Origin of the sequence: Moritella sp. 28 (assembly GCF_018219435.1) — a bacterium.
In the GTDB taxonomy this organism is placed as follows: Bacteria; Pseudomonadota; Gammaproteobacteria; order Enterobacterales; family Moritellaceae; genus Moritella.
In genome coordinates this window covers 3,010,180-3,033,904 of the sequence record NZ_CP056121.1, presented here as the reverse complement: position 1 = coordinate 3,033,904, position 23,725 = coordinate 3,010,180, and the positions used below count along the sequence as shown (strand labels likewise).

Here is a 23,725-nt window from a genome sequence, read left to right as displayed (position 1 = left end):
GGCAACATGAATCCATACCGTTTATATTTAGTTACTGATGATAAACAAGATCTTGCTACATTGACTTATGTGGTTAATGAAGCCGTTGCTGGTGGCGTTAGCATGGTACAAATACGAGAAAAGCAGGGGGATGTGCGCCGTTTTATCGAAAGAGCGCAGGCAGTGAAGGCTATCTTGCAAGGGACAGGCGTGCCATTGATCATTAACGATAGAGTTGATGTTGCGTTGGCTATTGATGCCGATGGCGTACACCTTGGCCAATCGGATATGCCAGCAGCAACAGCGCGTCGATTGATTGGTAAAACTAAATTACTTGGTCTGTCGATTGAAAATGAACAACAACTTATTGAAGCAGAGTCATTGCCTGTGGACTACTTAGGCTTGAGTGCAATTTTTGCTACGCCAACAAAAACCAATATTAAGAAAGAATGGGGCATTGAAGGACTGGCTAAGGCAGTTGCTCAAAGTTCTTTCCCTATTGTGGCGATAGGAGGTATTAATGCTGCCAATCTTGATGCTGTTATCGCCACAAATGTGGATGGTGTTGCGTTAGTATCTGCGATTTGTCATGCAACATCCCCCAAAAATGCCGCAAGAGATCTTTGCTCATTGATGACAAGGGATTCATAACGTAAGTTGTCTGTGCGGTTATAAGCGGTAGTCGCGCAACTGTTTCTTGCGACGACTATCATGCGAGTACCCGTTATCTAAGTTATTTACTTAAGTTAGCTATCGTTGCTATGTTCTATAGGCTAGATGTAATCACACTTTTAATTATATCTTTTAACTGATCATCTTGCGTCAATTCACCATGTGAAGGGATGAGTGTCGTGGGATTATCTTGCTCCAATTGATTTAAAGACCATGTTTTAAAAGCTTGCTTATTATTAATAATTAACCATTTAACAACCTGACTCATCTTCAACCCTGGTGCCGCGCCTAATATTTTTTGTAAAGTACGGGCAACAGGCTGATTAGAGAGTCGTTCATAATTTAAGAAGCTGTCACAAGTGATCCAAGTACTCGTATCATCTGAGGTTTGTTTTTTTAACCAAACATCACCAGCGCGGTGTCCAGGTGGAAATAAAAGTTGGTAACATTCTGGTAACGGTGGTTGTTTTTGTTGTAAAGCAACAATATCCTGATTTTCTGAGAATGCTTTTTTCGCAATGAGTTTAGCTTTCGCTAATTCACTGGCGTATAGCGTATGATTATGAAAGGCGGCTTGCCACGCAGATACGCCCATAAAATGCCAAGCATTAGGCATGATAATATGTATTTTTGTATCAGGTTTACGCCACTCTTCCGGCCAATTCTCTAGCAGAGATGCTCCTGGGCTGACTAGAATAAATTCATTATCATTAACTTGAATAGCCACAGAATTAGAAACAAAGTTAGGCACTATATATTGCCCAACTAAGAGTTCTGGGTGTGAAGCAACTGGCAACCAGGTGTTTTTTTTCATATCACAAGTATCAAATTAATTAAAGTTAGCTCTATTGTAGGCTGACTTTTATTTTGTAATCAACAACTAAACTTAAATAAGTTGTTACTGATACGTTTAAAAATACAACAATAATTGGTCATCAACTTGAGATGTATTACAAGGGGGGTGAAACGGATAACCCAGTTGAAGTTACTGTTGTAGTAGGGGGTGGTGGCTCTATACGGTAGCGAAACATTCATTTTTACCACTCAACTTTAAATCGTTGGGTTATCAAATATACACCAATGCTTAGGGTGGAAACCCTGGGCTGGTGCAGAATCAACATTAGCAGGTGTTGAACTTTACTCTATGCTCAAACAAGGTCAGGTGATGGAGTCTGAAAATATGACTCCATGGGGGCAGCTTTATTCTTTAGCGGCATAGTTGTATCTGAAGGAAACCTCATTCTCAATTTAGACCGCTGTAATTTCTATTTTCGACAAAACCGGTGAGAGTTCAAAGGGACAGTATAAGGTAAGTTAAAAGACAGTGTAAACCATCGCCACTCTATCGCCACTTTTATCACCTGATTCTGTGCGATGTACCGATGGTAATTTATCTTATCAAAAGGTTTAGAATCATAACTGCGAATTAATCTACTTTTTAAGCGGACTAAAGTTGGCCGCGGGAACATTAAAATCGCCTTGGTTGAGCACCTCACCAGAAAATGATGCAGTCATGCTAAATGACGTGTCACAACAAAGATTAACCGTAAATTAAAGCGGTTGAATGGGGTGGTTGAATAGGTTCTATCAAGGTTTGGCCCCAAGATCTAAACAGCCTCCAATCGTGAGGATAATTTCAATGAACCACTACACAATCTAAAGGAAGGTTAAGCAGGATAGGATTAATCGTCATTTATGTAACAGAAATCACAGAGTCCATTGTCGACACTAGGAATGGAATTTGCTAAGTACTAAATCCTAAACTACCTTCAAAGCAAATAGCTTAATTTTACAAGGGAATACCGCTAATGAAAAACTTTGAAGGTTCTGGTAAAAACCGACAGCTGTTTTTATTTGCTGCTTTTTTACTCGCTAGTGTAACAGCCACTGCCAATAATAAGCCCTCTGTACTGATAGCCACTAACATTGAACAGTTCTTCTCACCAAAAGGGCTGATCGTTACCAAAGAGTATTACCCCGTGGCTGAATCTGCTAGACAAATGCTGGAAACCCAAAAAAAGGCTGGCGGAGTTAATCGTTTTGAACATTTATCTCAACTCACCCGAACGAGTATGCAACCTGTCGTTCGAATGAATCGTGACGCCTATTATTCAAAAGCGGTGATTGATGTTTCTGCGGGAGCAAGTATCACGCTCCCCGAGGTTCCAAAAGGCCGATATTTTTCGATGCAGCCGGTGACTCTAGACCACCGTCCTCAGGCTATGTCTTATGGTGCGGGTACCTATGAGTTGGCTACTCATCGCGGTGAGCATATGATAGTCATTATCCGCTTGGACTCAAATTTCTCACCCAAAGAAGTTAAACGCCTTCAACAAAAAATTATCATCAATGCTAACAGCAATAAAAAGTTTTCTTCATCGGCCGTGCAAAAAGAATCGTTCTATCAAGTTGAAAATCAATTAAAAGCCAATATTTTAAAACTCATGAAGCAGGAGGGCCCAGTTCAGCTTTCCACAACCTTATTCTCATCGCCAACCGATGAGACTCGATCCTATTACCAACCGGATAAGAATCAAACCGCAGCAGCCATAGGCTGGGGAGGTGCATTAGCCAAAGATAATATTTATGAAACCTCACCTAATTACCCTGCAAACGGTTGTTATCAGATGACTTTTGAGGACCCCAAAAACCGTGACTTTTGGTCGATCACCGTTTACAACAAGCAAGGGTTCATGTTCGATGATAAGGCCAGTACCAATTCATACAAGGCTAAACCTAATACAAATGGTACCTACACCATCAGTCTCGGCTGTTCTAAAGATTCACCCAACAGAATACCTATTGTCAACGAGTCTGGAATATTTAGCATAACAGTTAGGCATTATGGCCCTTCCGAACGAGTGATTAAAAAAGGCTATCGTCTAGTGCCGCTTCTTAAAAGTATGAAATAGCCATTTCATAGAAACCATCATATTTCTCACAGGAATCATCACAATGAACGTGAAGCTCCAAAAAATCATGAATCGTCCGCTGTCACAAATGTGCGCACTGAGTTTAGCTCTTTCTTTATGTTCAACAACCTTAGCCGATATTGGCGATGGCCCTAGAGCCTATCTGCCTCCACCAATCGATACCAACGTATTTACTCTTTACGGCATGCAAATTTCAGGAAATTCGATGTTTAACTCGGGCTTGGTCACACCTAATCTGGATTTAGACATCGACTTGTTAGTGGCACAGTATACCCGCACCATGTCAGTCGCGAATCATTATGTATCTATAACCGCGGTTCAACCTACTGGCCAATTGAGTTCTACTTTCTCTCTGCCTAATGCACCAAGACTGACCAACCAAACCGACTCTGATGGACTAGCGGATACGCAACTGCTATTCACTGCAGGCCTCTACAATTTACCTCCACTAACGCTTGAGAATTACAGTCAGTATAAGCCATCCTTTGCCTTAGGAGGTCTCGCTAGACTGACCTTTCCCACCGGTGAGTACGACGAGGAACAGTCCGCTAACTTAGGCAGTAACCGTTATTCTCTGCAGTTAGGTAGCCTCATTACTTTCGGGTTTGGTGAGAGCTTCTTGGACCCACAGCTTACAACGATCGATTTTCTTCCCAGCATAACCTTCTTTGGTGATAACGATGATGCTTTTAATGCGGACACCATAAAGCAAAAACCCTTATTCAAATTGGAAAGCCATATCACACACAATTTCAATCCTGGCTTATGGTTATCAATTGATGGCGTTTATTCTTACGGTGGCGAGACTAAAACTGATGGCAGATCTAACGATAACACACAACGATCCTTAAATATGGCTGCTACCCTAGGGCTTCAATTTTCGAAATCTCTAGGTCTGAAACTTAGCTATGGTGAAACCATCGAGCGTAACGACGATGGTCTAGATGGTGAATTCACCCGGTTAACATTGATTTATACTCAGCTCTAAAAGGGATGACCAAAGCTGCTGATATTAAGTGGTTAAATTACAATCTTTGTAATCCCTTGTTAATTAGTAATTCATTAATTGTGTATCTAATGTAATGCATCGGTATTAGCTCAAGCGATTGCTAATGCCGTTGTTGATGCTCACGGCAAATGCAGACGTTGGCGTGAAAGGGGGATGGTTTGAACGTGATTATTGTTGGTAACCTAGGTTTTTATCAAGAAAAAAGCGATCATTAACACAGGTTTTACTAAATACATGTCGTTTTGAGGGATAAAAAGAGAAGGTTAGCTATAAATATATTTATACTTTATGGTGATTTTTTCAATCAACCGCTTAATTTAATAATGGATAAATAACATGTTATTTAAAATTATCCCGTTTTTATTTTTAACGATACTCTCATTCTCCCTTGCCGCTAATCATGATTTATTCAATGGGATTCCCGCATACAATAAAGATAATGACATTAAAGAGACTTACATTGAAGCGATCCCTCTTTTAAAAAAAGCAGCAGAACAAGGAGATGTATATGCACAAGGTAATCTTGGGTTTATGTATGCCAATGGATTAGGTGTCGCTAGAGATGATAAGCAAGCTGCTATCTGGTATAGCAAAGCAGCGGAACAGGGCGATTCAAATGCACAATTTAATCTTGGATTTATGTATGACGAGGGGATAGGTGTAGCTAAAGATGATAAACAAGCTGTTATTTGGTATCTCAAAGCAGCAGAGCAAGGAAATATATATGCACAAGGTAATCTTGGGTTTATGTATGCCAATGGGCGAGGTGTAGTTAAAGATGATAAGCAAGCTGTTTTCTGGTATCGAAAAGCAGCAGAACAGGGAAGTGCATATGCACAAGGTAATCTTGGGTTTATGTATGAGAATGGACGAGGTGTAAATAAAAATGAAAAGCAGGCATTAACTTTGTATAAGAAATCAAATACAAGTTGGTCAAAGAAAAAATATCTGACATTAAAAAAGCAATTGGATTGCAAAGCAAATAACAAAACTAAGCTTTTTGGCGTATTCGTAAAATGTACTAATCGTGATACTTTAATGGCTGCAGTTAAACTGGCTGGAGCTAACGTTAAGAGCGAAGATAAACGTAAATGGGTTGATATCTACTACACCAAAAACTTGCTTAAGGGATCGAGTGAATTAAGAATAGACTACACGGTCGATGATTATTTTGCTAAAGCAGCATATACATTTCCAAGTAACATGGATTCAAAGCAAGTGACTCATATTCGTGACCTTGTTGTAAATAAATATGGTGAACCAGATTATTCAAATGGTCGTGCTGCGTTAGGTGATGTGACGTATAAGTGGAACTTAGAAGATGGTATTGAATTAAAAGTGGCACGAGGTTGGCCTAACACAACAACTTATCTTTCTTTTACTTATCCTAAAAATTACCAAGCGATGATGACTGAACAAGAAAAGCAAAAAAAAGCGCGTGAAACAAAACAGTATGAGGCACAAAAGAATGCTTTTTAGTTGACCCTTTAACTAAGGGCCTTAAATAGAATGATGAACGCAGTCACTATTTGTCAAAAGACAGTCAGGTTTATCTTGTCTCGCCTGTGTATATTTCTATTTCTTCATATCATCGAATTCAGTTAAATCGACACCACGTTCAGCAGCAAATGCTCGCATAGCCCGTAGTTTTGTCGCCGTTTCCGACAGGTGTCCGGCTACTGAGTGCAGCAAGCTTGTCGCGACCATCGCGTCATTTTCGATCACAGCCCGTAATTCGGCGGCACCAATTCGTAGAAATACACTGTCTTCTATTGCAATTAAGTCTAATAGACGTGGCTCGTTATTGATGAGCGCTAAATCTCCGATCAATCGCCCTGGTAAAATTTCTGATATCAAGTGTTTCTCGCCCTGACTTTCTGGCCAGTATAATCCAGATGAACCCTTAACACACAAATAGGAAGCATCCGCTTCTTGACCGGCTTTAAAAATCACGGTTCCTGCTTTTACTTTGTGCCATTGCGCACTAAATGCGAGTAGGCGTTGTTGTTTTCGATCAAGCCCTGTAAATAAGTCTGCCTGCGCGACCACACGTAATTTGCGGTTCAAATCCTGACGCGTATCTTCATCTTGAAGATCATCTTGACGCGCAATACCATCGATGCGTCCATCCACAATTTCGACGAACAAATCATAATTTTCTGGGCTATGGAACTTGTTTTCAATGAAAATTTGGGTTGTGCTAGGCATCAATTCATTAATACGTTCGCGTGTCAAAGCGCGGGCATCACCATCATGGCTAGCCAATGCATCTCGAAGGACCAGAATGTCAGGTTTCTTGATCCCTGCACGACTGAATGCCAGGCGTTCCCTGAACACTGCTGGCAGGTTTTCCCCTCCCTGAGTTGTCGCGACATCATATAAGGATTGCGCGACCAACCTTCGTAGGCCATGTTCCTTTAGGACTTCAACAACAGTATCTTCAATCAACTTCTCACGGGCACCGGCCAGACTTGAAATACGTCCGAAAATCGCATTGCCAAGCACCGACATAACAGGAAAATATTCTTGTGGGTCAATCGGTTTAAATAAGCCATCTAATTTTGCTAACATATCCGCCGCGTTTTTCATCCGAATTTGCAAAATCCGCGCTTTGAACGAATCAGTGAAAGCGGGTCCTATCTGCTCGGAAGAGAACGCAAAGGGGACTGTCAGCATCAATGCAAAATCGTCGTGTGGCAATTCGCTTTGGCCTACTAAGCGTCTTTTTGCTACGATCACCCTAAGCTGGTGATAAAGTTCCTCATCCATATTCAAACGACGAAACAAGGGATGATCGGTACCATCTGTGCCAAATGTTTCTGTCAGTCCTTCGATTAGATTGGCAGACATTTGTGCAAGATCTTCTGCAATCCCTTCGTCCTGCAACATCTGTACGAAATTATCCTCTTGTGACAAGGTTACTTGTGTCAGCATTTTTGTAGGAACAGCATAAAGCAAGTTACTACCCAAGGGAGATACCGGATTGAATTTCTCTGGATGAAAGGCATGCACAATATCATCCACTCCCGCTTTTGCTAGCCGTTTCGCTATTTCGGGGCGTAACTGCACAATCGCTTCTATCAGTTCTTGTTGAGTGTCTGGATCAAGGCGTGAACGTAAACCCCTACGCACCATTATATCATCGGTACCCATTGCTTCAACTAACTGGAACCACCAGTCCTTGATCTCATCACATGATTGAAACCCCGCCATTTGAGGGGAAACCCAGTCCGATTCAAATGGGTCAACACTGTTACCTGCGCGGGCAGACTCTTGTTGCCAGCTCGCCACATCAACCGAAATGTCTGCGTCAAGGACTGGCTCTAAATTAAATGGCATGAATAGGTTTTCACCGAGTGTCCCTTGAAAAATATAAGGTTTGGAACTGGCATATCCTATGCGATTAGCGACAACAGTTTGATGCAAATCATTCATCTCATGCCCGGCAATCTGCACAGAGCCTCTTTGTGGGATAACTTCGCGCGTTAATACATCTGCAAACGCGAGTGCCGAAGCTTCATTATTTGTATGAATTGCAACGCGTGCGCCTTGTGGAATGGTCAAGCTAATATCTTCCAGTATTGCATGCCCATCTTTATCGCGTACCGTCACATTCTTGAATTCGATGTTCCCCTTAAGGCTGGTAAGCGTATCAGGGTCGCCATCAAATAAAGCGTCTTTCACCAGTGTATTTGGCGCGAAGCGTTCGATTACTACTTCCCAACGCAGTGCCATATCTTGGGTTTGGTTGTAATAAGTCAGTAACTCTTTCCAAGGTGACGACAGATCTTTGTAGGCTGCGAGCGCTGCAACCAAGGCGCCGACAGTGATCTCTCCTTTGATCGCTAAATACCCACCAACAGAATAGAAAAAGAAGGGGGTTAATTGATTGATGAAGTTGTTCAGGAACTTCATGAAGAACTTCTTTTGGTAGATCTGGAAACGAATGCCGAACAGGTTTCCCAAACGATTAGAAAACAATGACAGTCTGTGACGCATCCCGCCATTCATACGAATATCACTGACTCCTGCCGCAGTTTCGCCAATATCAGCAGCCAGTTTGCGAATTTCTTGTATTCTCGCTTTATTCAGCAAATTAATCTGACGCTGTAATTTGGGGATAATCCATGCCTGCAACGGGATAAGTGAGATGGACGCGACCCCAAACCAGAAGCTCTGGGCAAATAGAAACGTCAAAATTGTTAACATCTGGCCAGCCTGAAACACCGGCTGTGACAGCATATCGCCCATAAATGAGCCCATAGGTTCTGCTTCAGATGTCACCATAGAAACCAACTCACCTTGGCTTGTGGTGCGGAAATACGAGCGCGGAAATTTCAACATACGGGTGACAAGTTGAAAGCGAAATCGACGTAGTAAACGCTCCGACAACACACCTTTCATGGTGTTTAGACGCATCTTCAATAAGCCATTAGTCAATACAGCTAATAGAAAACCAGCACAAAGCACCATCAAAAACTGGATCTGACTCAATGTAATACCGAGTAAAGAAACGTCTTCCCCTGTTCCCCCAATAGCATCGTTGATAATGCGTTTAGGTAACTCCAGCGAAATGTACAGAATGGGGAAGGTCAGAAGCGTAATAGCGGTTATTGCCAACTGATTTTTTTTTGAATATTTCCAGATAAACTGAAAAATGTTCTTTTCCATTTCGCGAGTTCCTTTTGCAGGCTAAGTGATAAAACGCCGTAATTTTAATGGTTCACGTATATCAACTCAATCAAAAACTTTTAAACTGTTCAATATCAACGCACACGGTTAAGGGGGGTGAGTGATAGTGGATCGAATAATCAATGTTCGCTTAGCTTTTAGCAAGGAGGGTGGGTTAACCCAAAAGTCACCAGTCTTGTTGTTGCATCATAAGTTTAGCACGCAAACGAATCATTATCTTGATAACAAAATCTTCGATTCGATGTCTTGAATGTCCTTTCCTTTCGGTTTGTTGATTGTGCATCTTGAAGTCATTTGGGTATAACAACTAAACTGGACAAAAAATCCGCCTCAACTAAGCTTAATTCAGACATAAAGTCTGCTGAGGAAACATACGTTATGAGTCGAGGTACGGTTAAGTGGTTTAATGCTGACAAAGGGTTTGGATTTATCACCCCTGACGAAGGCGGTAATGACCTGTTTGTGCATCATTCCGAAATTCAAACATCTGGTTATGCCACATTAGAGGATGGCCAGAAAGTTGAATTTGAAGTGGGTAGCGGGCAAAAAGGGCCTTGTGCCACCAATGTAACAGCTATTTAATTTAATTATGCGCTAAAAGGATTAATCATCGAGATGATGATTAATCCTTTTTTACGACCAAAAAACCGCTTACAGGGCATTCATTTGCCTTCTTCAGGGAATAAATATACATAAGTTTCAAATATCTCTTGGTTATCGCAATTTATCAACTAGAAACCAAACCCTATTATGCGCTATAATGCGGCGCTTAAAATACGCACGTTTGTAATAAATTAACAAAACTGGGATTCAAAGGCATATGGCAGTATTAACTATTCTTACGGCACCAAACAAAAAATTAGAGATACCCGCTGAAAAAGTAACAGATGTAAGTACAGTTCAAACATTAATTGATGACATGCTTGATACTATGTATGAAACAGATGACGGTATTGGCCTTGCTTCAACGCAAGTTGGTCGTAAAGAAGCGGTTGTTGTTATTGATATTTCAGAGGGTCGTAATGAACCTATGGTGTTAATCAACCCAGTTGTTGTTGAAGGTGAAAGCATCGAATCAGGTCAAGAAGGGTGTTTATCTATCCCAGGCTACTACGCTGATGTTGATCGTTATACAAAAGTGAAAGTAACTGCCTTGGATCGTGACGGCAACGCCATTGAAATCAATGACGATGGCTTTTTAGCGATTGCAATGCAACACGAGATTGATCATCTTAAAGGTACACTTTTTATTGATTACCTATCGCCATTGAAAAAGAAAATGGCATTAAAGAAAGTTAAAAAAACAATTAAAGAAATGGCCTAATAGGGTCTAGAGCAATGCTGAAGGAGCTAAGTTAAGTGAAAGGAAAAATTATATCGTACATTTCTGCAAAGAAGTTTGGTTTTATTTGTGGCGATGATGGCGAGAGTTATTTCTTACATGTGTCGAGCTTGCTCGATAAAGCCAATGAATCTAAATTGGTGAAGGATGTTGTTGTTGAGTTTGAACCAACAGAAACACCGAAAGGCCTTGCCGCAAAACAAGTACACGTACCGGATGTTAACTTTAAAAAACAGTTAGTTGCTTTTTTCACTGCAAAAAGCAACCAACCAAGATACGGGCATGTTGTTGCAAGACATACACTGAGCACACGTTTTTTTAAAGATCAAAACGAAGGTCGTAGCCATATTAAACAGTTGGCGGCAGATATTGGTTGTAATGCTATTTTAAATACAAATGTGGAAAAGAAGACCTTCTCTGAAGGTGGTGAAGATTTCACTATGTATTCATTTAGCGGTGACTTTGCATTAGTTACAGAAGATGTTCCGTGTAATAACGACGCGCAATGTGATGAGTCTGTAGCAATCATTGATACTAATATTACAACCGTAGCAGGGCAGTTTCAGCGTGTAAATCGTAATGAAATTAAAGCGAAAGCAAAACAATTACGCAAGTTTAACCCACTGCTATTACTGGGTGCGGTTGTTATTCTAGGTGTTGTTTTCGCAATTTCGATGTAGTTCGTTGATACAGCTTGATGAAATAGTTCGGTGTTATTGAGCTAATTCGGTTTTTTTGACATGATTTGAATATAAAGCGGTGGTATTGGGTTAACTCGATATCACCGCTTTTTTATGTGTGTTTATTACATAAAAGCGTGATGCGTCAGGGCTATTTGATCTTTCACCCTGAATTCACTACCACTTTGTTGTAATATAACCACAGTGTTGTTCGTTGTAATTTCTTGAGGTTGTATGTATAAATTAGTCGCGCTAGATATGGATGGTACTTTACTTAATTCTCAAGGTGCTATTTCACCGCGTAATAAGCAGGCGATCCTTGCTGCAATAGCGCAGGGTACACGTGTTGTTCTTGCTTCGGGTAGACCGTTAGAGGGGATGACGTGGGCGCTAGAAGAACTGGGTATGATAGGCAATGATGATTACGTTGCGTGCTATAATGGTACCTTGGTATATCAAGTGGCAGGTAAGAAACTGTTACGTAGTCAAACTGTGACTGGTGCCGACGCGAAAAGCCTCGCGAGTTTAGCGAATAAGTTGGGTGTTTATGTGCATGCATTCTCATTAAAGGATGGCCTGATTACGCCTAAGCACAATTACTATACAGACCATGAAGCTAAAATTAATGCCTTGACGATCACTGAAGTGGACTTTAGTACCTTGAGTGATGATGAAAAAATACTAAAAGTAATGATGATTGATGAGCCAGAGAAACTGTCTGCGGCTATCGCTCAGTTACCTGCAGAGATTTATCAGCAATATAATATCTTGCAAAGCGCTCCTTTCTTTTTAGAGTTTCTACATACGGACAGTCATAAAGGCATAGGTGTTAAAGCCATTGCTGACCAATTTGGTATTAATGCGGATGAAGTGATCTGTATGGGTGATGCAGGTAACGATAAACAAATGCTGGAATACGCTGGTTTAGGTGTGGCAATGGATAATGCGAGTGATGATATTAAAACTATCGCGAATCATATTACAGCGAGTAATGATAATGATGGCGTTGCTTTAGCAATTGAAAAGTTTGTTTTAAATAAAGCGTAGATTCTCCCAATGTCGTTTATCTTTAATGCTGGCGATATAATAATGTTGTAGTTTGGAAAACTAAAAGCCGTTAATCAAGCAACCGTTAACGGCTTTTGTTGTACAGATAAATAATTAATGAGTTAAGTCAGTTCGCTTGTCGCTGATTTACATGCGAATTTTTACTCATGAGGACTAGCAAGGCTGCAGGGATATTCATCAGTACGCCATACAATAACGGTGTTAACGCTAATTCAGGCTTTTGTAATAACACGACCGCTACAAAAATAGCTGTTCCCGCATTTTGTATACCAACTTCGATAGCAAATGTTTTACTTAGTTGTTTGTCACCATGAATAATTTTCGCGGTTAAAATACCGAGCAACATGGCTAATAAGCACAGTACCAGCACAGCCAATGCCGCTATACTAAATAATTCAGTCATCTTGTTACCGTTGGCGATAACTGTGATTGCAACCATCAAACATAACGCCCAAAGCGATGAACGCTCTGCGATAGCATAAAACCTCTGCATTATTTTCGAGCTAAAATAATGCCTTATCAGCATTGCCAGCACAACAGGCAGAATCGTTACGGCCATAAGTTGTAATACCGCAGTCTTAAGCGGCATATTCAACACAGTATCAGGCATGACGATAGGCAATAATACAGGAATACTGAAAGGCACGATCAAACTACTAAATGCTGTCATGCTAATTGACAACGCGCTGTCACCACGACAAAGGTGAGTGATAGCATTTGATGAAGCGCCACCAGGGGGCTAGTGCTAATAACCATAAGCCTGCAGCAACAGGTTGTGGTAAGGAAAAACACTGTATTAACAAGAAAGCGATAATCGGCAGACCAACGAGTTGAGCAAGCAACCCTGCTATGATCTTGCCCGGGAAATTAATAGCGTGTTTAAAATCCGCTACCTGTAAAGAAAGACCGACACAAAACATCACCCAAGCAAGTATAATGGGAATACCAACAGTTAACATTATATTTTCCATGAGGTATTCCTAATTAAGCAAATAAAGCGCTTTCATACGCTCACAACAATCAAACACTTTCATCTTTTACTCGTCTAAGGTTGAATAATTAACGCTAATTCTACCCCTTAGGGTATAGTTGTGTCGAGTGCTATATCTAGCATAGCTAAACGGCTAATTTGGATAGAGGTTTTAGATTGAATTTCTGATCATAGGGCTTTTATGTGTCTTGAATAAATTTGTTCCAATATATGATTAATTTATTGTTATCTATCATATAATGGCAGCATTAAACTCTATTATGAAAGATGAAAATGGCAAATTTTAATACACACCTCAACGTTGCAGCCCTATTTACAGGTGTTTCTTCTGCAAGCTTGGTTGCGGCTGGCCACATAGAACTTAATACCGCGATTTGGCTTTGGTTCTTAGGGACGATTGGTGGATTGTTACCAGATATTGATTCGGATAATTCGACCTCTCTTGATACCATATTCAACATCTTTGCGTTTGCTGTTATTTTGATCATTATGCGTTACATGACGAGTGCGTATTTTGGTGAGTTGAGTTTCGTTGAAGTTATCGCGATACCTGTGGTGACTTATGGGGTCATGAAGTACGGGCTCAGGACGATTTTTGAACGCTTAACCGTGCATAGAGGAAGCTGTCACTCGTTATTGTTTTTAGTTTTATGTGGACTAATCACGACTCAGGTCATTGCGAATATCGATGGTATCGATTCTGATAAGGCGGATAGTCTTGCTTGGTTGTCTGGTGGCTTTGTATTTCTGGGTGGCTTTATACATTTAGTGTTAGATGAAATGTACAGTGTGGACTTACGGAATATTAAGATAAAGCGTTCATTTGGTACGGCGTTGAAGCTAGTATATTTGAACAGCAAGTTATTGGCGTTAGGCATGGTAATAGCGGTTGGCGTGCTTTGGAAGACGACACCCGAAATTGAGACAACACTCGATATGCTCTGTGATTGGTCGATGTTTTCGTTAGTTTAATACAGATAACGTGCGGGAGGTTAACGGAATAAGTGCTTAACTGGTATCAGATAAGCACTTTATGTAATACGTATAAATACGAAGAATTAAAGCGCTTCGATATCCACAACTAATTGTGTGAACTCTGCTAGTTCAAGTTCTGCACATTCGCCTTCTGATACCCAGTTAAGGCCAACAATTACGTTATCTTCGTTTAAATCTTCAATCCAAAATTCAAGTAGATCAGATACCGAGATAGCCGTTGGTTTAAACGCTTTCCATTCATCACAGCAATGCTCTTGCGCTAATGCTTGAGTAGACCAAAGCGGCATTGCATCTGTGTCTTCAAAGTTAATGGAATCACAAACAACCCAATCTTCACCTGACTTGTCTTGTAAACCCCAAACTTGTTGGCTAGGTTTTGCGTCAGCAAAGAATTTCGTCAATATTGGATTTGTTTCTTTCATGGGGTTCTCATTGTATTAGGAGTAATGTCGTCATTATACGGATAACATCATTAATAGACAGTAAATATACTGAGTCGCTGTTGTTTGAGGGTTTATATTACTGTAACTAGGTGAATGAAAACTATACATAAGCCTTATTTGTGAACATTTTGTTTCAAATGGCGACGGTCATTAGATCTGACGTTAGTTTTATATTTACAACTAAAGTCTACTTCTATACTATTCGTTCATTGCTGCGGAGGGGTGGCAGAGTGGCCGAATGCACTGGTCTTGAAAACCAGCAGGGGTTAATAGCTCCTCGAGAGTTCAAATCTCTCCTCCTCCGCCATCTATTAGAGAAGCCGGTACTTATTCATTTAAGTACCGGCTTTTTGCTTTCTGTGTTTAGCTATGTAATACACAAAGTTGTTGACCTAGAAAGTTGGAATTCCATTTCCAGAAAAGCTAATTTTAATATTATTTATTGTACTCAGGTCGATATTTTCAACGTTATTTAATTTTATGGTCCAAGTTGTAAAAGGAGTTGGCATAAAATAGTTTAACGCATAATCAGATGCGATAGCGCCACTTGTCAGAACATTCACTTCTTGTGTTTGACTATTTACCAAATTGTAAATGATTCTTCTAAACAATGGGGTGGCTGTAAAAGTGTAATTATCTTGATGCCTTCTATCTTGATAAGTACCACTCGATAGCAGGTCAATATTATACAAACCTGTCGGTAATTCAGTTCCCTCTATCAATACACTGGCTTCATCTAGTCTTACTCTGTCGAAATCTGCAAATATGCTGCTATTTAAGGGTAAGGTGAAATGTAAAATACCGGTATTTTTAAATTCGGCTAACTTATCTATGTCACTAATGTTATGACTAATCGACGAGAAGTCTTGTGGACGAGGGTAAAATCGATCCAAACTTGCCGCTTCCTGCTCACGCATAAATGCAAGATCTCGCGTATAAGCAGCAAATGATTTGTTTAACGACGGCGTGACAACACTCTCTTCTAAAGACCAGTAAGCAAACGCAGACTGGTAATTGGCAAGGGCGATAAACATAGGGCGTTTAAGGTTACTCAAGGTTCTGAAAAATGCGTCTTCTAACGCGTTAACTGCACTGGCATCGTCATCAATTGATTGAATAAGCGCTGATACCCGGTTGATATTCGCCGCATTAACTTGGCTCGCAATTCTTAAATCAATCTGTCTTGATAACTCTTGAGCCAAATTAATCTCTGTTGCTGAAATCGCTTTTGCTTGCGCTGCAAGCCTTTCTAGCTCTGCAAGATATGGCGTAGCTCCTGGAACTCCCGCACTAATCACTGGCGCAAAGTTAGCACGAGCATCAATGAGGAATTCATCCCACACTAGATTCGATGCTTCCAGTGTTGGTACTGTATGCTGGATCGAATTATAGAATTTCGCGATATCATCGACCACAACTTGATATTTAACATCGTTAGAGAAAGAGTCGACAGCAGCTAGTGATTCTTGAATCTCACGCTGTTTTTTCGCAATATAATCTAATTGTTTCTTTAACAGGATTATTTTTGTGCCTAAGTCAGGTAGAGTCGCTATAAATTTAATTAAACCACTCGGATCACCGCCAGCAGAACCTGCAATCGCGGTACCGGCATTGGCAATTGCACTGACTACATCAAATACGGTTTGTATGGTTGCACGGTCTTCAAAAATCTCTAAACCTTGTCTAAACGCAATTTGAGCTTTAAGTATATTGGTATCTTGGCCTTGATAGTTAGTCGTTTGCTTAATAAGCGACTGTCTTAACTGATTGACTTGGTTAACGGACCTTTCAATAATCGCAAATTCAGCATTACTGACGCTTTGCAAATCTTCAAGCATGAGCTGGGCAAACTGCTTACGATCTGCAAGCACGATATTTCGATCAATATAGTTCTGATATTTGTCTTCATAAGCGCCCATTGCAGCTAAATAACTCGCATAGGTATATTCATACATATCATGGTTTAAGCTCGGCACATAATTAGGATTATTGTAAGAGAGTTGAATGAATTGCTTTAAGTTTGATACTTGTAAATAGAGTGACTTTAATTCTACGTCGTTAGCAATTGTAACCGGCGTGAACCTTAATACGCTTTCAACCCAGTCAAGCATTGCAACGCTAAGTTCTGGTGCGTTATCAAAAATAGATGCTGCCATATCAAAAGAATGATTAAAAACAGCTAAGTATGGGCTACTATCAATTGCGATCAAGCCGTCTATTTCATTCTTTATTACGGTCTTGTTATATCCCGTTTCTGAGATAGTATAAATTTCACCAAAACCATCCGTTACCGGCACGGCAATATCAAACTCATAACCAGACGAGAGTAGGGTTATCACGTTTATATTATCATTGATGTTTTTTGCAAATATTCCCAAGCTGACTGAGTTTGGCGTTCTTGCATCTATATTCAATGTGACGGTTTTATCACCGGTAATGTTTCTCGCAAATATAAATAAGCGCTGATTCGTTAAGTTTGTGATAACACTTTCAGTAACAACCAGTGTATCTGCAACAATTACGATCACATTGGGTTTATTGGCCCCGCTGGTTAATGAATAATCATTTAAAATGGTACTCAAATTTAACAACATTCCCGAAGCTAAATAAGTCTGTCCATCATTGGTAATCGTTTTTTCAGTCACGCTATCAGGTAAATTTTTAGGTTGTGCAAGCTTATAATAATCAACCCAGTCAGTGGCGTTAACGGCAAAGCTAAATAATAAACTGAGTGTCATAATAAAAGTGTTTAAAACTTTCATCTTATGTCCTTATGATCATCGAAATATGAATAATATTGATTGAGTCGATATAGGTCGTTATTGCTATTTATCTAACCCTGAATAGCGTTAGATAAATAGAGCCAGACAAATAGTGTTAATAAATACTTCTATTCCATGATCACATAAGCGTTCTGCGCAAATTGTTTTGCTTTATTGCTTATTTCGAGCCATTTAGGCCCTACGGTGCCAGCCAGTGGACTACTTACAATACCAGCGACCACTAAGTTAGCATTACGTAAGGCTTCTTCACTGTCTAATGAATTTAGTGATGTGGTGAGCGAGTCGAAATCACTTTCTAGACCTTGCCAATGCAGTTGCACTTTTTTAAGCTGAGGTAATGCATTTTCAATATGTGTCAGCATATCATCGATGTTTGAATGAGCGAGTTCGTAAGACGCGGCAAGGTTAACCGCATGTTCTAAACTTGCATTTGCCGCATTTATTTGATTGTTTACATCTTCAATCAAATTATCTAACCTGACTTTTCTAGCGCCTTCAATACTGCCACAAATAGTTAAAACAAGCGGACCTCCTATTGCGCAGAGGCCAATATTACGTTTCGCTTCACTTAGATCGCTCCTGTAACCTGCTATTTCATCGTTTAACAGACGGATGTTCTCTCTTAACGTACTAATAGTAGCGCTGCTTAATAATGTTGAAAAATCGCCTTCAATAACATCAAGTTGTGCTTTTTGTGCTTCAACATCGGCTGCAAACTGCTTTAAATTCTCAACGGCTTTCGTTGTTGCTTGCTGCTGTATATGGGTAAAGTTCTTTAATACATTTAAAAATGAAAGTGCTGCATCGCGATTTGTCGCTGCAGCGGGAAGGTTATACGCGAAGGCGTTTTGTTGTAGCTGGCTAAGTTGATCCATCAAGGGCTGGATAAGTTGTGGGTGTATATCGCCGTAGTTTGCAAGTTGTAACGCTAAATCAACAATACCTGGATAAATGGTTGAATTCCAATCATGACCTGACTGATTAATGTTGATAAATTCAGTTAATAAACTCTGATATTCATAGGTGAAGCTATCATTAGTAGGGAACTTTGTTAATGTGCGTAAAGACGCTTCTGTTTTTGGTAATGCGATGGCCGCCGTTGCATAGGCTTGAATTTGATACCACTCCGTAGTTGAAAGTAAGGATGTATCTGAGCCTGTATCAAGGAATAATGAGTCACCTTCAAAATCGCCTTGGATCGTATCATAATCAAGTGGAGGAATTTCAGTTACGGTTTGTGCGTGCAATAATGTTGAGCCTACGACAGATAAAGCAAGTAAGCTAATCTTGAAGCCACGTAGTCGTTTATTAGTTGTTTTCACTTTCATTTGTCTGTTTCCTCTAGATAAATATCATTTTTTTAATAGTTTTGGAAATACTATTCCGTTTTAGAGATTGGAATATGCCAGAGCGATATGATTATTTTTGGAACACAGATCGAAATTTTATATGTATCAAAATTTCCATTTATATTTATTGTTATTTATGAGTATAAAACCGCTGATTTATAAGGATTTTATTTTAATTTTAAATATGTATAAAACGCTATGTTATTACTAATTAACACAGTTAATCGCATTCTTAATATACAAGCAGGGGGAAGGAAATATAAAATTATCTTTGGCATTGTAGATCACAAAATATCTCCAATTGTAGACACTATTCAAATGTTGATTATTTACATTAGAACATTCACCCCTATTAAACATTCAATAAGAACATTCATCTTTATTAAGTACTCAATAAGAAATATATAGCAATATTTAGCTTTTCAGGTTATATATGCTAATTGGCATATAAGATGTTAATTATTATGATGTTAATTCATTATCCTGATAGAAGGTTCCTTTCATGACATACCAAATTTCAAACAATGTCATTTTTTGTAAAATAAAAGCGAAGCTTAAAAGTCCGGAAGGTATGCAGAAATTAAGTTCATCAGAAAAAGAAATTATTGATTTGTTATGTAGCAAAAATGGTGCAGTTGTTTCTAAAGAAGAGCTGAAGGTTATAGGTTGGCCAGGGTTGGAAGTAACCGATCAATCTTTAACACAAGCTATTTATTCGCTAAGGAAAAAATTAGCGTTATGTGGCGCTGATGATGTTATTGCGACTGTATTCAATCAGGGCTATACCGTTAAAAATGCGGAGCTATTATCGGAAAATGCGTTGTCTTTACAAGCGCACTCTATCTATAAGGTCAACGCTAAAAATATACTGTTATTTTTCATTTGCTTACTATTTTCCTACATACTTTATGATCAGTTTCTACACAGTGAAATTTATAATGAAGAATTGGGTTTCTTGTCTCCTAAAATAACATATATGCATAATGGCAACTACCTTACATTTATCTCAAATGAGAATATAGACAAAGATAGAAAAGCTATGATTGAAATGTTCTCTGATAAAATACCAACTATAAGTAAGGTATTTTCTTTTATAACCAATAATAAAACTTATATTCTAGCTTGCCCATTAAGTAATAATGCCATTATGTGTGACAGTACTGTAAGCAAAGTATTAGAATTACAGGCCTATGAAGAGAATATTGCGGCTAATAAAGTGAAAGAGTGGTTCTCATTACAGCAAAAAATTAAAGGTGGGCTCCCGCTATTTACAGGGGTGATGATGAGCTCGACTAACTATATGTTTGTAGATGAACAACTCACGATAACGGATAAAGTGCGCTTTATTTTCGATTTTAACAATCAGGTCAAAAGCGGATTTAAAGAATTCAAGATTAAAGATAAAACATATGAAGGGGAGTATAGAGGCTCCATATTATATTCAAATAAATCAGATACAAAAAATAATTTTATTAGCCGTAGCGGTGATTTTACGCTTAGTTTTGATAACAACGTCGGTACCGCCGCGTTAATTATGCAAAATAGAATGATAGATAACATCCCTTTAAATCGTATTATGAAAGACAAATTTAGTAAAAAAATCACAGAAAAACGTGTCATTTGGAAAGTTGAAGAATGGGGGGATCAGTCTCTATGGGTATCAACTTCTGCTAATAAGATGTGGTTGTTTGAAGAAACACCATTATATTAGCTTTTACTTTCTGTATTGCGATACACACGGCACAATGTTACTAATAGTAACTATATTCCCTCATTGATTATTCAGATATCTTATGACCACCGCTAAATTCACGCAAGGCTCTACGTTATCTCATATCATTTATATGAGCTCTACAGGTGCTATTGGCTTAACTTGTCTTTTCCTCGTCGATTTACTCGATCTTTTTTATCTCAGTTTACTTGGCGAACAACATTTAGCTGCGGCTGTTGGTTATGCGGGTACCGTGGCCTTTTTTACCACCTCAATTTCAATTGGTTTGTCTATTGCGATGGGGGCGTTGGTTTCTAAAGCGTTAGGGCAGGGGAAGCGTGAGAGTGCAGAGTCTTATGTGACGAATATCAGTGTCGTGACTATTTTTGTATCACTGATCATCATGTTATTGACTTGGTTTAATATTGAAACGCTGTTGAGCTTGTTGGGTGCAAAAGGCGAGACGTTACGTTTAGGTACCGTGTATTTACAAATTTTAGTCCCGTCGATGCCGTTAATGTCGATCGCTATGTCACTGGGTGCGAGTTTACGTGCAGTCGGTGATGGTAAATTATCTATGCTATCAACGATTGGCGGTGGTTTAGTGAATGCGATATTAGATCCTATTTTCATTTTTACGTTAGGCATGGGGATTGAAGGTGCGGCTATCGCGAGTGTGCTGTCCCGTTGCGCTGTATTCGCGCTGTCATTTTATGGGGTCTATTCAAAGCACAAGCTATTAGGTCGTTGGCATGTTATTAATTTTAAAGCGCAATTGCCCTTTATTATGGCGATCGCGCTACCTGCAATGCTTACGAATATTGCAACGCCAATCGGTAATGCGTTTGTCACGCGTACTATTGCGGAATTTGGTGATAGCTTTATGGCCGGTTATGCCACCATTAACCGTATTCTACCGGTTGCATTTGGAATGATCTTCGCGTTATCTGGGGCGATTGGCCCTATTTTAGGACAAAACTATGGTGCTAAATTAATTCCACGTGTACGTAAAAGTCTAAAGGATGCGTTATGGTTTTGCGCCGGTTATGTGGTTGTTGTTTCTTTAATTCTGTATTTGCTCGAAGATTACTTGATCAGCGGGTTTAATCTGACCGGTGATGCGGTTGAAGTAGTTACTTTGTTTTGCCGTTTATTAGCGCTGACGTTTGTTTTTAATGGCATGATGTTTATTGCTAATGCAAGCTTTAATAACTTGGGTAAACCTAAATACTCGACTTGGTTTAATATGGGTAAAGCGACACTCGGCACGATCCCATTTGTCCTTGTTGGTGCCGAGATCGCGGGCGTTAAAGGCATATTAATTGGTCAGGCGCTAGGATCTGTTTTCTTTGGTATTGCTTCTATTATGCTGGCATTTAAGTTAATCAAGCAAAAAGAATGTAAGACGCATCGTGATAGTGAACTGGCAGACAAATTAGCAGAGGTCGCGACAATATCCACGGTCAATGCGTTGTCTTCTGAATGTTCGCAGTTTGGTATGTATAGCGAAGAATGTGATAGCAAAGGTTGTAACTTGCTGTTAGACGAAAATGAAAATAAAAATAAAAATAAAAATAAATGTTAACTCTTAACTCTTAACCTGAAGTGAATAAAAACAACTAATAATAAAGTCAAAACTAAATTAGTACTTTAATTTTAACAAAGTGATGTAAACTCCATAATAATGCTTTCGAAAGCGAAACAAGTTCTTAATCGGGTTATTTGAGACTAACAGGGTTAGGCTCGGGTAATAAGTAATACTTGTTTATGTATGTAATAAAAATTTAAATGGAGACTTATGCTACATCAAACCATTATCGAAATACGCGGACAAGTTAATAAGTTAATACCAATCCCGCTACCTAAACTTATTGAAGGTGAAGGCGCTGTCGCACAAACCTCCGTAGCATTAAAAGAACTCGGCGGCGCTAAACCTATGATTGTCACCGATGCGATGCTTGTTAAACTTGGTATTGCAAAACAGTTAACGGATGCGCTAGATATTGCAAGTATTGACTACCTCCTGTTTGATGAAGTAACTCCTGATCCAACATTGCAATTAGTTGCTACTGGCTTGAAGCGTTATAAACAAAACGGCTGTGATAGCGTGATTGCATTAGGTGGTGGTTCTCCGATGGATTGTGCTAAAGGCATTGCTGCCGCGGCGGTTAAGAATGTCGATGCGAGAAAATTAGTTGGGTTGTTACGCGTACGTAAAGCTTTACCGCCATTTATCGCTATACCAACGACGGCGGGGACAGGATCTGAAGCGACGGTTGTTGCAGTGGTAACAGACCCGGATAAAAAACAAAAATTTACGATTGTTGACCCAAGCTTGGTGCCAGCTGTTGCCATACTCGATCCATTATTGATGCTGGGACTACCGCCTAAAATCACCGCTGAAACTGGTATTGATGCATTAACTCATGCGGTTGAATCTTATATTGGTTGTTACGCGACAGAGCAAACGAAAGCGTATGGTTATGATGCGGTAAAACGTATTTTCGCCAACCTACCAAAAGCATATGCAGATGGCAGCGATGTAGAAGCAAGACGCCAAATGTCTATTGCGAGCTTTAATGCCGGTGTTGCCTTTACCCGTGCATCGATTGGTTATGTGCATGCGATTGCGCATCAAATGGGGGGGTATTACCATATTCCTCATGGCCTTGCGAATGCTGTAATCTTAGCGCATGTACTTGAATTCTCATTTGAAAATGCATTGTGTCGTTATGCGGAATTGGCTATTGCTGCAGGACTTGCGACGAGCGATGATACTCAAATTGAAGCGGCGCATAAGTTTGTTGCCGGTGTGAAGGCATTGAATAAAACCTTGAATATTCAAGCTGACTTCCCTGAGCTTCAAGCTAATGACATCCCTGAACTGGCTAAACGTGCAGTGAAAGAAGCGTATTGTGAATACCCTGTGCCAAAACTGATGAACAGAGCACAATGTGAGAGCTTGTTGAAGAAGTTATTACCAGCGAGCTAACTACGCGCGAGTGTATGCAGTATCATGATCGGCACTATGAAAAACAGGCAGTCAGTTGAACTGATGTATATAATTAGTAGATAAG

19 protein-coding genes and 1 tRNA gene are annotated in these 23,725 nt (G+C 39.7%); 13 read left to right on the top strand and 7 right to left on the bottom strand.

The annotated features are described in order from the left end of the window. Positions 1-6 precede the first annotated feature (6 nt). Positions 7-630, top strand: a complete 624-nt coding sequence (gene thiE, locus HWV02_RS13350) for a thiamine phosphate synthase (RefSeq protein WP_211676294.1) — start codon at positions 7-9, stop codon at positions 628-630. A gap of 115 nt (positions 631-745) precedes the next feature. Here the strand turns inward: thiE and HWV02_RS13345 are convergent, their stop codons facing one another. Further along, the gene (locus HWV02_RS13345) at positions 746-1,465 is read right to left on the bottom strand and encodes a hypothetical protein (protein WP_211676293.1); all 720 of its coding nucleotides are present in this window, start codon (positions 1,463-1,465) and stop codon (positions 746-748) included. Positions 1,466-2,459: 994 nt separating this feature from the next. On the opposite strand from HWV02_RS13345, the gene HWV02_RS13340 reads away from it, so the two are divergent. The 3 genes from HWV02_RS13340 to HWV02_RS13330 all read left to right on the top strand — a co-directional run bounded on the left by HWV02_RS13340 (position 2,460) and on the right by HWV02_RS13330 (position 6,072). Further along, positions 2,460-3,563, top strand: coding sequence for a DUF1214 domain-containing protein (locus HWV02_RS13340; RefSeq protein WP_211688149.1), 1,104 nt, complete (start codon positions 2,460-2,462; stop codon positions 3,561-3,563). Positions 3,564-3,630: 67 nt separating this feature from the next. Then, positions 3,631-4,572, top strand: a complete 942-nt coding sequence (locus HWV02_RS13335) for a transporter (RefSeq protein ID WP_211688147.1) — start codon at positions 3,631-3,633, stop codon at positions 4,570-4,572. A 357-nt stretch (positions 4,573-4,929) separates the two neighbouring features. Continuing rightward, on the top strand, positions 4,930-6,072 hold the full coding sequence (locus tag HWV02_RS13330) for a tetratricopeptide repeat protein (RefSeq protein WP_211676286.1): 1,143 nt from the start codon (positions 4,930-4,932) through the stop codon (positions 6,070-6,072). Positions 6,073-6,168: 96 nt separating this feature from the next. On the opposite strand, the gene HWV02_RS13325 is transcribed toward HWV02_RS13330, so the two are convergent. Then, the gene (locus HWV02_RS13325; protein WP_211688145.1) at positions 6,169-9,264 is read right to left on the bottom strand and encodes an ABC transporter transmembrane domain-containing protein; all 3,096 of its coding nucleotides are present in this window, start codon (positions 9,262-9,264) and stop codon (positions 6,169-6,171) included. Positions 9,265-9,663: 399 nt separating this feature from the next. Between HWV02_RS13325 and HWV02_RS13320 the strand changes: the two genes are divergently transcribed. The 4 genes from HWV02_RS13320 to yidA all read left to right on the top strand — a co-directional run bounded on the left by HWV02_RS13320 (position 9,664) and on the right by yidA (position 12,354). Next, complete coding sequence (locus HWV02_RS13320) at positions 9,664-9,867, top strand: cold-shock protein (RefSeq protein ID WP_006033612.1); 204 nt, start codon at positions 9,664-9,666, stop codon at positions 9,865-9,867. Positions 9,868-10,105: 238 nt separating this feature from the next. Then, on the top strand, positions 10,106-10,609 hold the full coding sequence (def, locus tag HWV02_RS13315) for a peptide deformylase (RefSeq protein WP_211676284.1): 504 nt from the start codon (positions 10,106-10,108) through the stop codon (positions 10,607-10,609). 35 nt (positions 10,610-10,644) lie between these two features. Next, a complete protein-coding gene (locus tag HWV02_RS13310) occupies positions 10,645-11,307 on the top strand; it encodes a cold-shock protein (RefSeq protein ID WP_211688143.1) in 663 nt (220 codons plus the stop codon). A 234-nt stretch (positions 11,308-11,541) separates the two neighbouring features. Continuing rightward, the gene (yidA, locus tag HWV02_RS13305; RefSeq protein WP_211688142.1) at positions 11,542-12,354 is read left to right on the top strand and encodes a sugar-phosphatase; all 813 of its coding nucleotides are present in this window, start codon (positions 11,542-11,544) and stop codon (positions 12,352-12,354) included. 127 nt (positions 12,355-12,481) lie between these two features. Here yidA and HWV02_RS13300 read toward each other — a convergent pair whose 3' ends face one another. Then, the gene (locus tag HWV02_RS13300) at positions 12,482-13,057 is read right to left on the bottom strand and encodes a bile acid:sodium symporter family protein (protein ID WP_255550326.1); all 576 of its coding nucleotides are present in this window, start codon (positions 13,055-13,057) and stop codon (positions 12,482-12,484) included. A gap of 7 nt (positions 13,058-13,064) precedes the next feature. Further along, positions 13,065-13,346, bottom strand: a complete 282-nt coding sequence (locus HWV02_RS22875) for a hypothetical protein (protein ID WP_255550325.1) — start codon at positions 13,344-13,346, stop codon at positions 13,065-13,067. A 293-nt stretch (positions 13,347-13,639) separates the two neighbouring features. Here HWV02_RS22875 and HWV02_RS13295 point away from each other — a divergent pair, with 293 nt between their 5' ends. Continuing rightward, positions 13,640-14,338 carry a metal-dependent hydrolase gene (locus HWV02_RS13295; RefSeq protein WP_211688140.1) on the top strand — a complete coding sequence of 233 codons (699 nt, stop codon included), beginning with the start codon at positions 13,640-13,642 and terminating at the stop codon, positions 14,336-14,338. Between the two features lie 86 nt (positions 14,339-14,424). On the opposite strand, the gene HWV02_RS13290 is transcribed toward HWV02_RS13295, so the two are convergent. Further along, entirely contained in the window at positions 14,425-14,784 is a 360-nt protein-coding gene (locus HWV02_RS13290) for a DUF2750 domain-containing protein (RefSeq protein WP_211676279.1), read from the bottom strand. Between the two features lie 237 nt (positions 14,785-15,021). Here HWV02_RS13290 and HWV02_RS13285 point away from each other — a divergent pair. Continuing rightward, positions 15,022-15,112: transfer RNA gene (locus tag HWV02_RS13285), tRNA-Ser, on the top strand. 85 nt (positions 15,113-15,197) lie between these two features. Here the strand turns inward: HWV02_RS13285 and HWV02_RS13280 are convergent. Both HWV02_RS13280 and HWV02_RS13275 read right to left on the bottom strand, forming a co-directional pair. Then, on the bottom strand, positions 15,198-17,567 hold the full coding sequence (locus HWV02_RS13280) for a hypothetical protein (RefSeq protein WP_211688138.1): 2,370 nt from the start codon (positions 17,565-17,567) through the stop codon (positions 15,198-15,200). 128 nt (positions 17,568-17,695) lie between these two features. Continuing rightward, positions 17,696-18,916, bottom strand: a complete 1,221-nt coding sequence (locus HWV02_RS13275) for an alpha-xenorhabdolysin family binary toxin subunit A (protein ID WP_211676275.1) — start codon at positions 18,914-18,916, stop codon at positions 17,696-17,698. A gap of 523 nt (positions 18,917-19,439) precedes the next feature. Between HWV02_RS13275 and HWV02_RS13270 the strand changes: the two genes are divergently transcribed. The 3 genes from HWV02_RS13270 (at position 19,440) to HWV02_RS13260 (ending at position 23,640) form a co-directional block, all read left to right on the top strand. Then, positions 19,440-20,648: a winged helix-turn-helix domain-containing protein gene (locus HWV02_RS13270; RefSeq protein ID WP_211688136.1), complete on the top strand. Its 1,209-nt coding sequence runs from the start codon at positions 19,440-19,442 to the stop codon at positions 20,646-20,648. A gap of 82 nt (positions 20,649-20,730) precedes the next feature. Then, complete coding sequence (locus tag HWV02_RS13265) at positions 20,731-22,233, top strand: MATE family efflux transporter (protein WP_211688134.1); 1,503 nt, start codon at positions 20,731-20,733, stop codon at positions 22,231-22,233. A gap of 213 nt (positions 22,234-22,446) precedes the next feature. Beyond that, a complete protein-coding gene (locus tag HWV02_RS13260; protein ID WP_211688132.1) occupies positions 22,447-23,640 on the top strand; it encodes an iron-containing alcohol dehydrogenase in 1,194 nt (397 codons plus the stop codon). Positions 23,641-23,725 lie beyond the last annotated feature (85 nt).

Coding starts and splice junctions, on each gene's coding strand:
- HWV02_RS13340 (WP_211688149.1), top strand. CDS start 2,460: ATGAAAAACTTTGAAGGTTCTGGTAAAAACCGACAGCTGTTTTTATTT.
- HWV02_RS13260 (WP_211688132.1), top strand. CDS start 22,447: ATGCTACATCAAACCATTATCGAAATACGCGGACAAGTTAATAAGTTA.
- HWV02_RS13295 (WP_211688140.1), top strand. CDS start 13,640: ATGGCAAATTTTAATACACACCTCAACGTTGCAGCCCTATTTACAGGT.
- HWV02_RS13325 (WP_211688145.1), bottom strand. CDS start 9,264: ATGGAAAAGAACATTTTTCAGTTTATCTGGAAATATTCAAAAAAAAAT.
- HWV02_RS13290 (WP_211676279.1), bottom strand. CDS start 14,784: ATGAAAGAAACAAATCCAATATTGACGAAATTCTTTGCTGACGCAAAA.
- def (WP_211676284.1), top strand. CDS start 10,106: ATGGCAGTATTAACTATTCTTACGGCACCAAACAAAAAATTAGAGATA.
- HWV02_RS13270 (WP_211688136.1), top strand. CDS start 19,440: ATGACATACCAAATTTCAAACAATGTCATTTTTTGTAAAATAAAAGCG.
- HWV02_RS13330 (WP_211676286.1), top strand. CDS start 4,930: ATGTTATTTAAAATTATCCCGTTTTTATTTTTAACGATACTCTCATTC.
- HWV02_RS13335 (WP_211688147.1), top strand. CDS start 3,631: ATGAATCGTCCGCTGTCACAAATGTGCGCACTGAGTTTAGCTCTTTCT.
- HWV02_RS13280 (WP_211688138.1), bottom strand. CDS start 17,567: ATGAAAGTTTTAAACACTTTTATTATGACACTCAGTTTATTATTTAGC.
- HWV02_RS13345 (WP_211676293.1), bottom strand. CDS start 1,465: ATGAAAAAAAACACCTGGTTGCCAGTTGCTTCACACCCAGAACTCTTA.
- thiE (WP_211676294.1), top strand. CDS start 7: ATGAATCCATACCGTTTATATTTAGTTACTGATGATAAACAAGATCTT.
- HWV02_RS22875 (WP_255550325.1), bottom strand. CDS start 13,346: ATGGAAAATATAATGTTAACTGTTGGTATTCCCATTATACTTGCTTGG.
- HWV02_RS13320 (WP_006033612.1), top strand. CDS start 9,664: ATGAGTCGAGGTACGGTTAAGTGGTTTAATGCTGACAAAGGGTTTGGA.
- yidA (WP_211688142.1), top strand. CDS start 11,542: ATGTATAAATTAGTCGCGCTAGATATGGATGGTACTTTACTTAATTCT.
- HWV02_RS13275 (WP_211676275.1), bottom strand. CDS start 18,916: ATGAAAGTGAAAACAACTAATAAACGACTACGTGGCTTCAAGATTAGC.
- HWV02_RS13265 (WP_211688134.1), top strand. CDS start 20,731: ATGACCACCGCTAAATTCACGCAAGGCTCTACGTTATCTCATATCATT.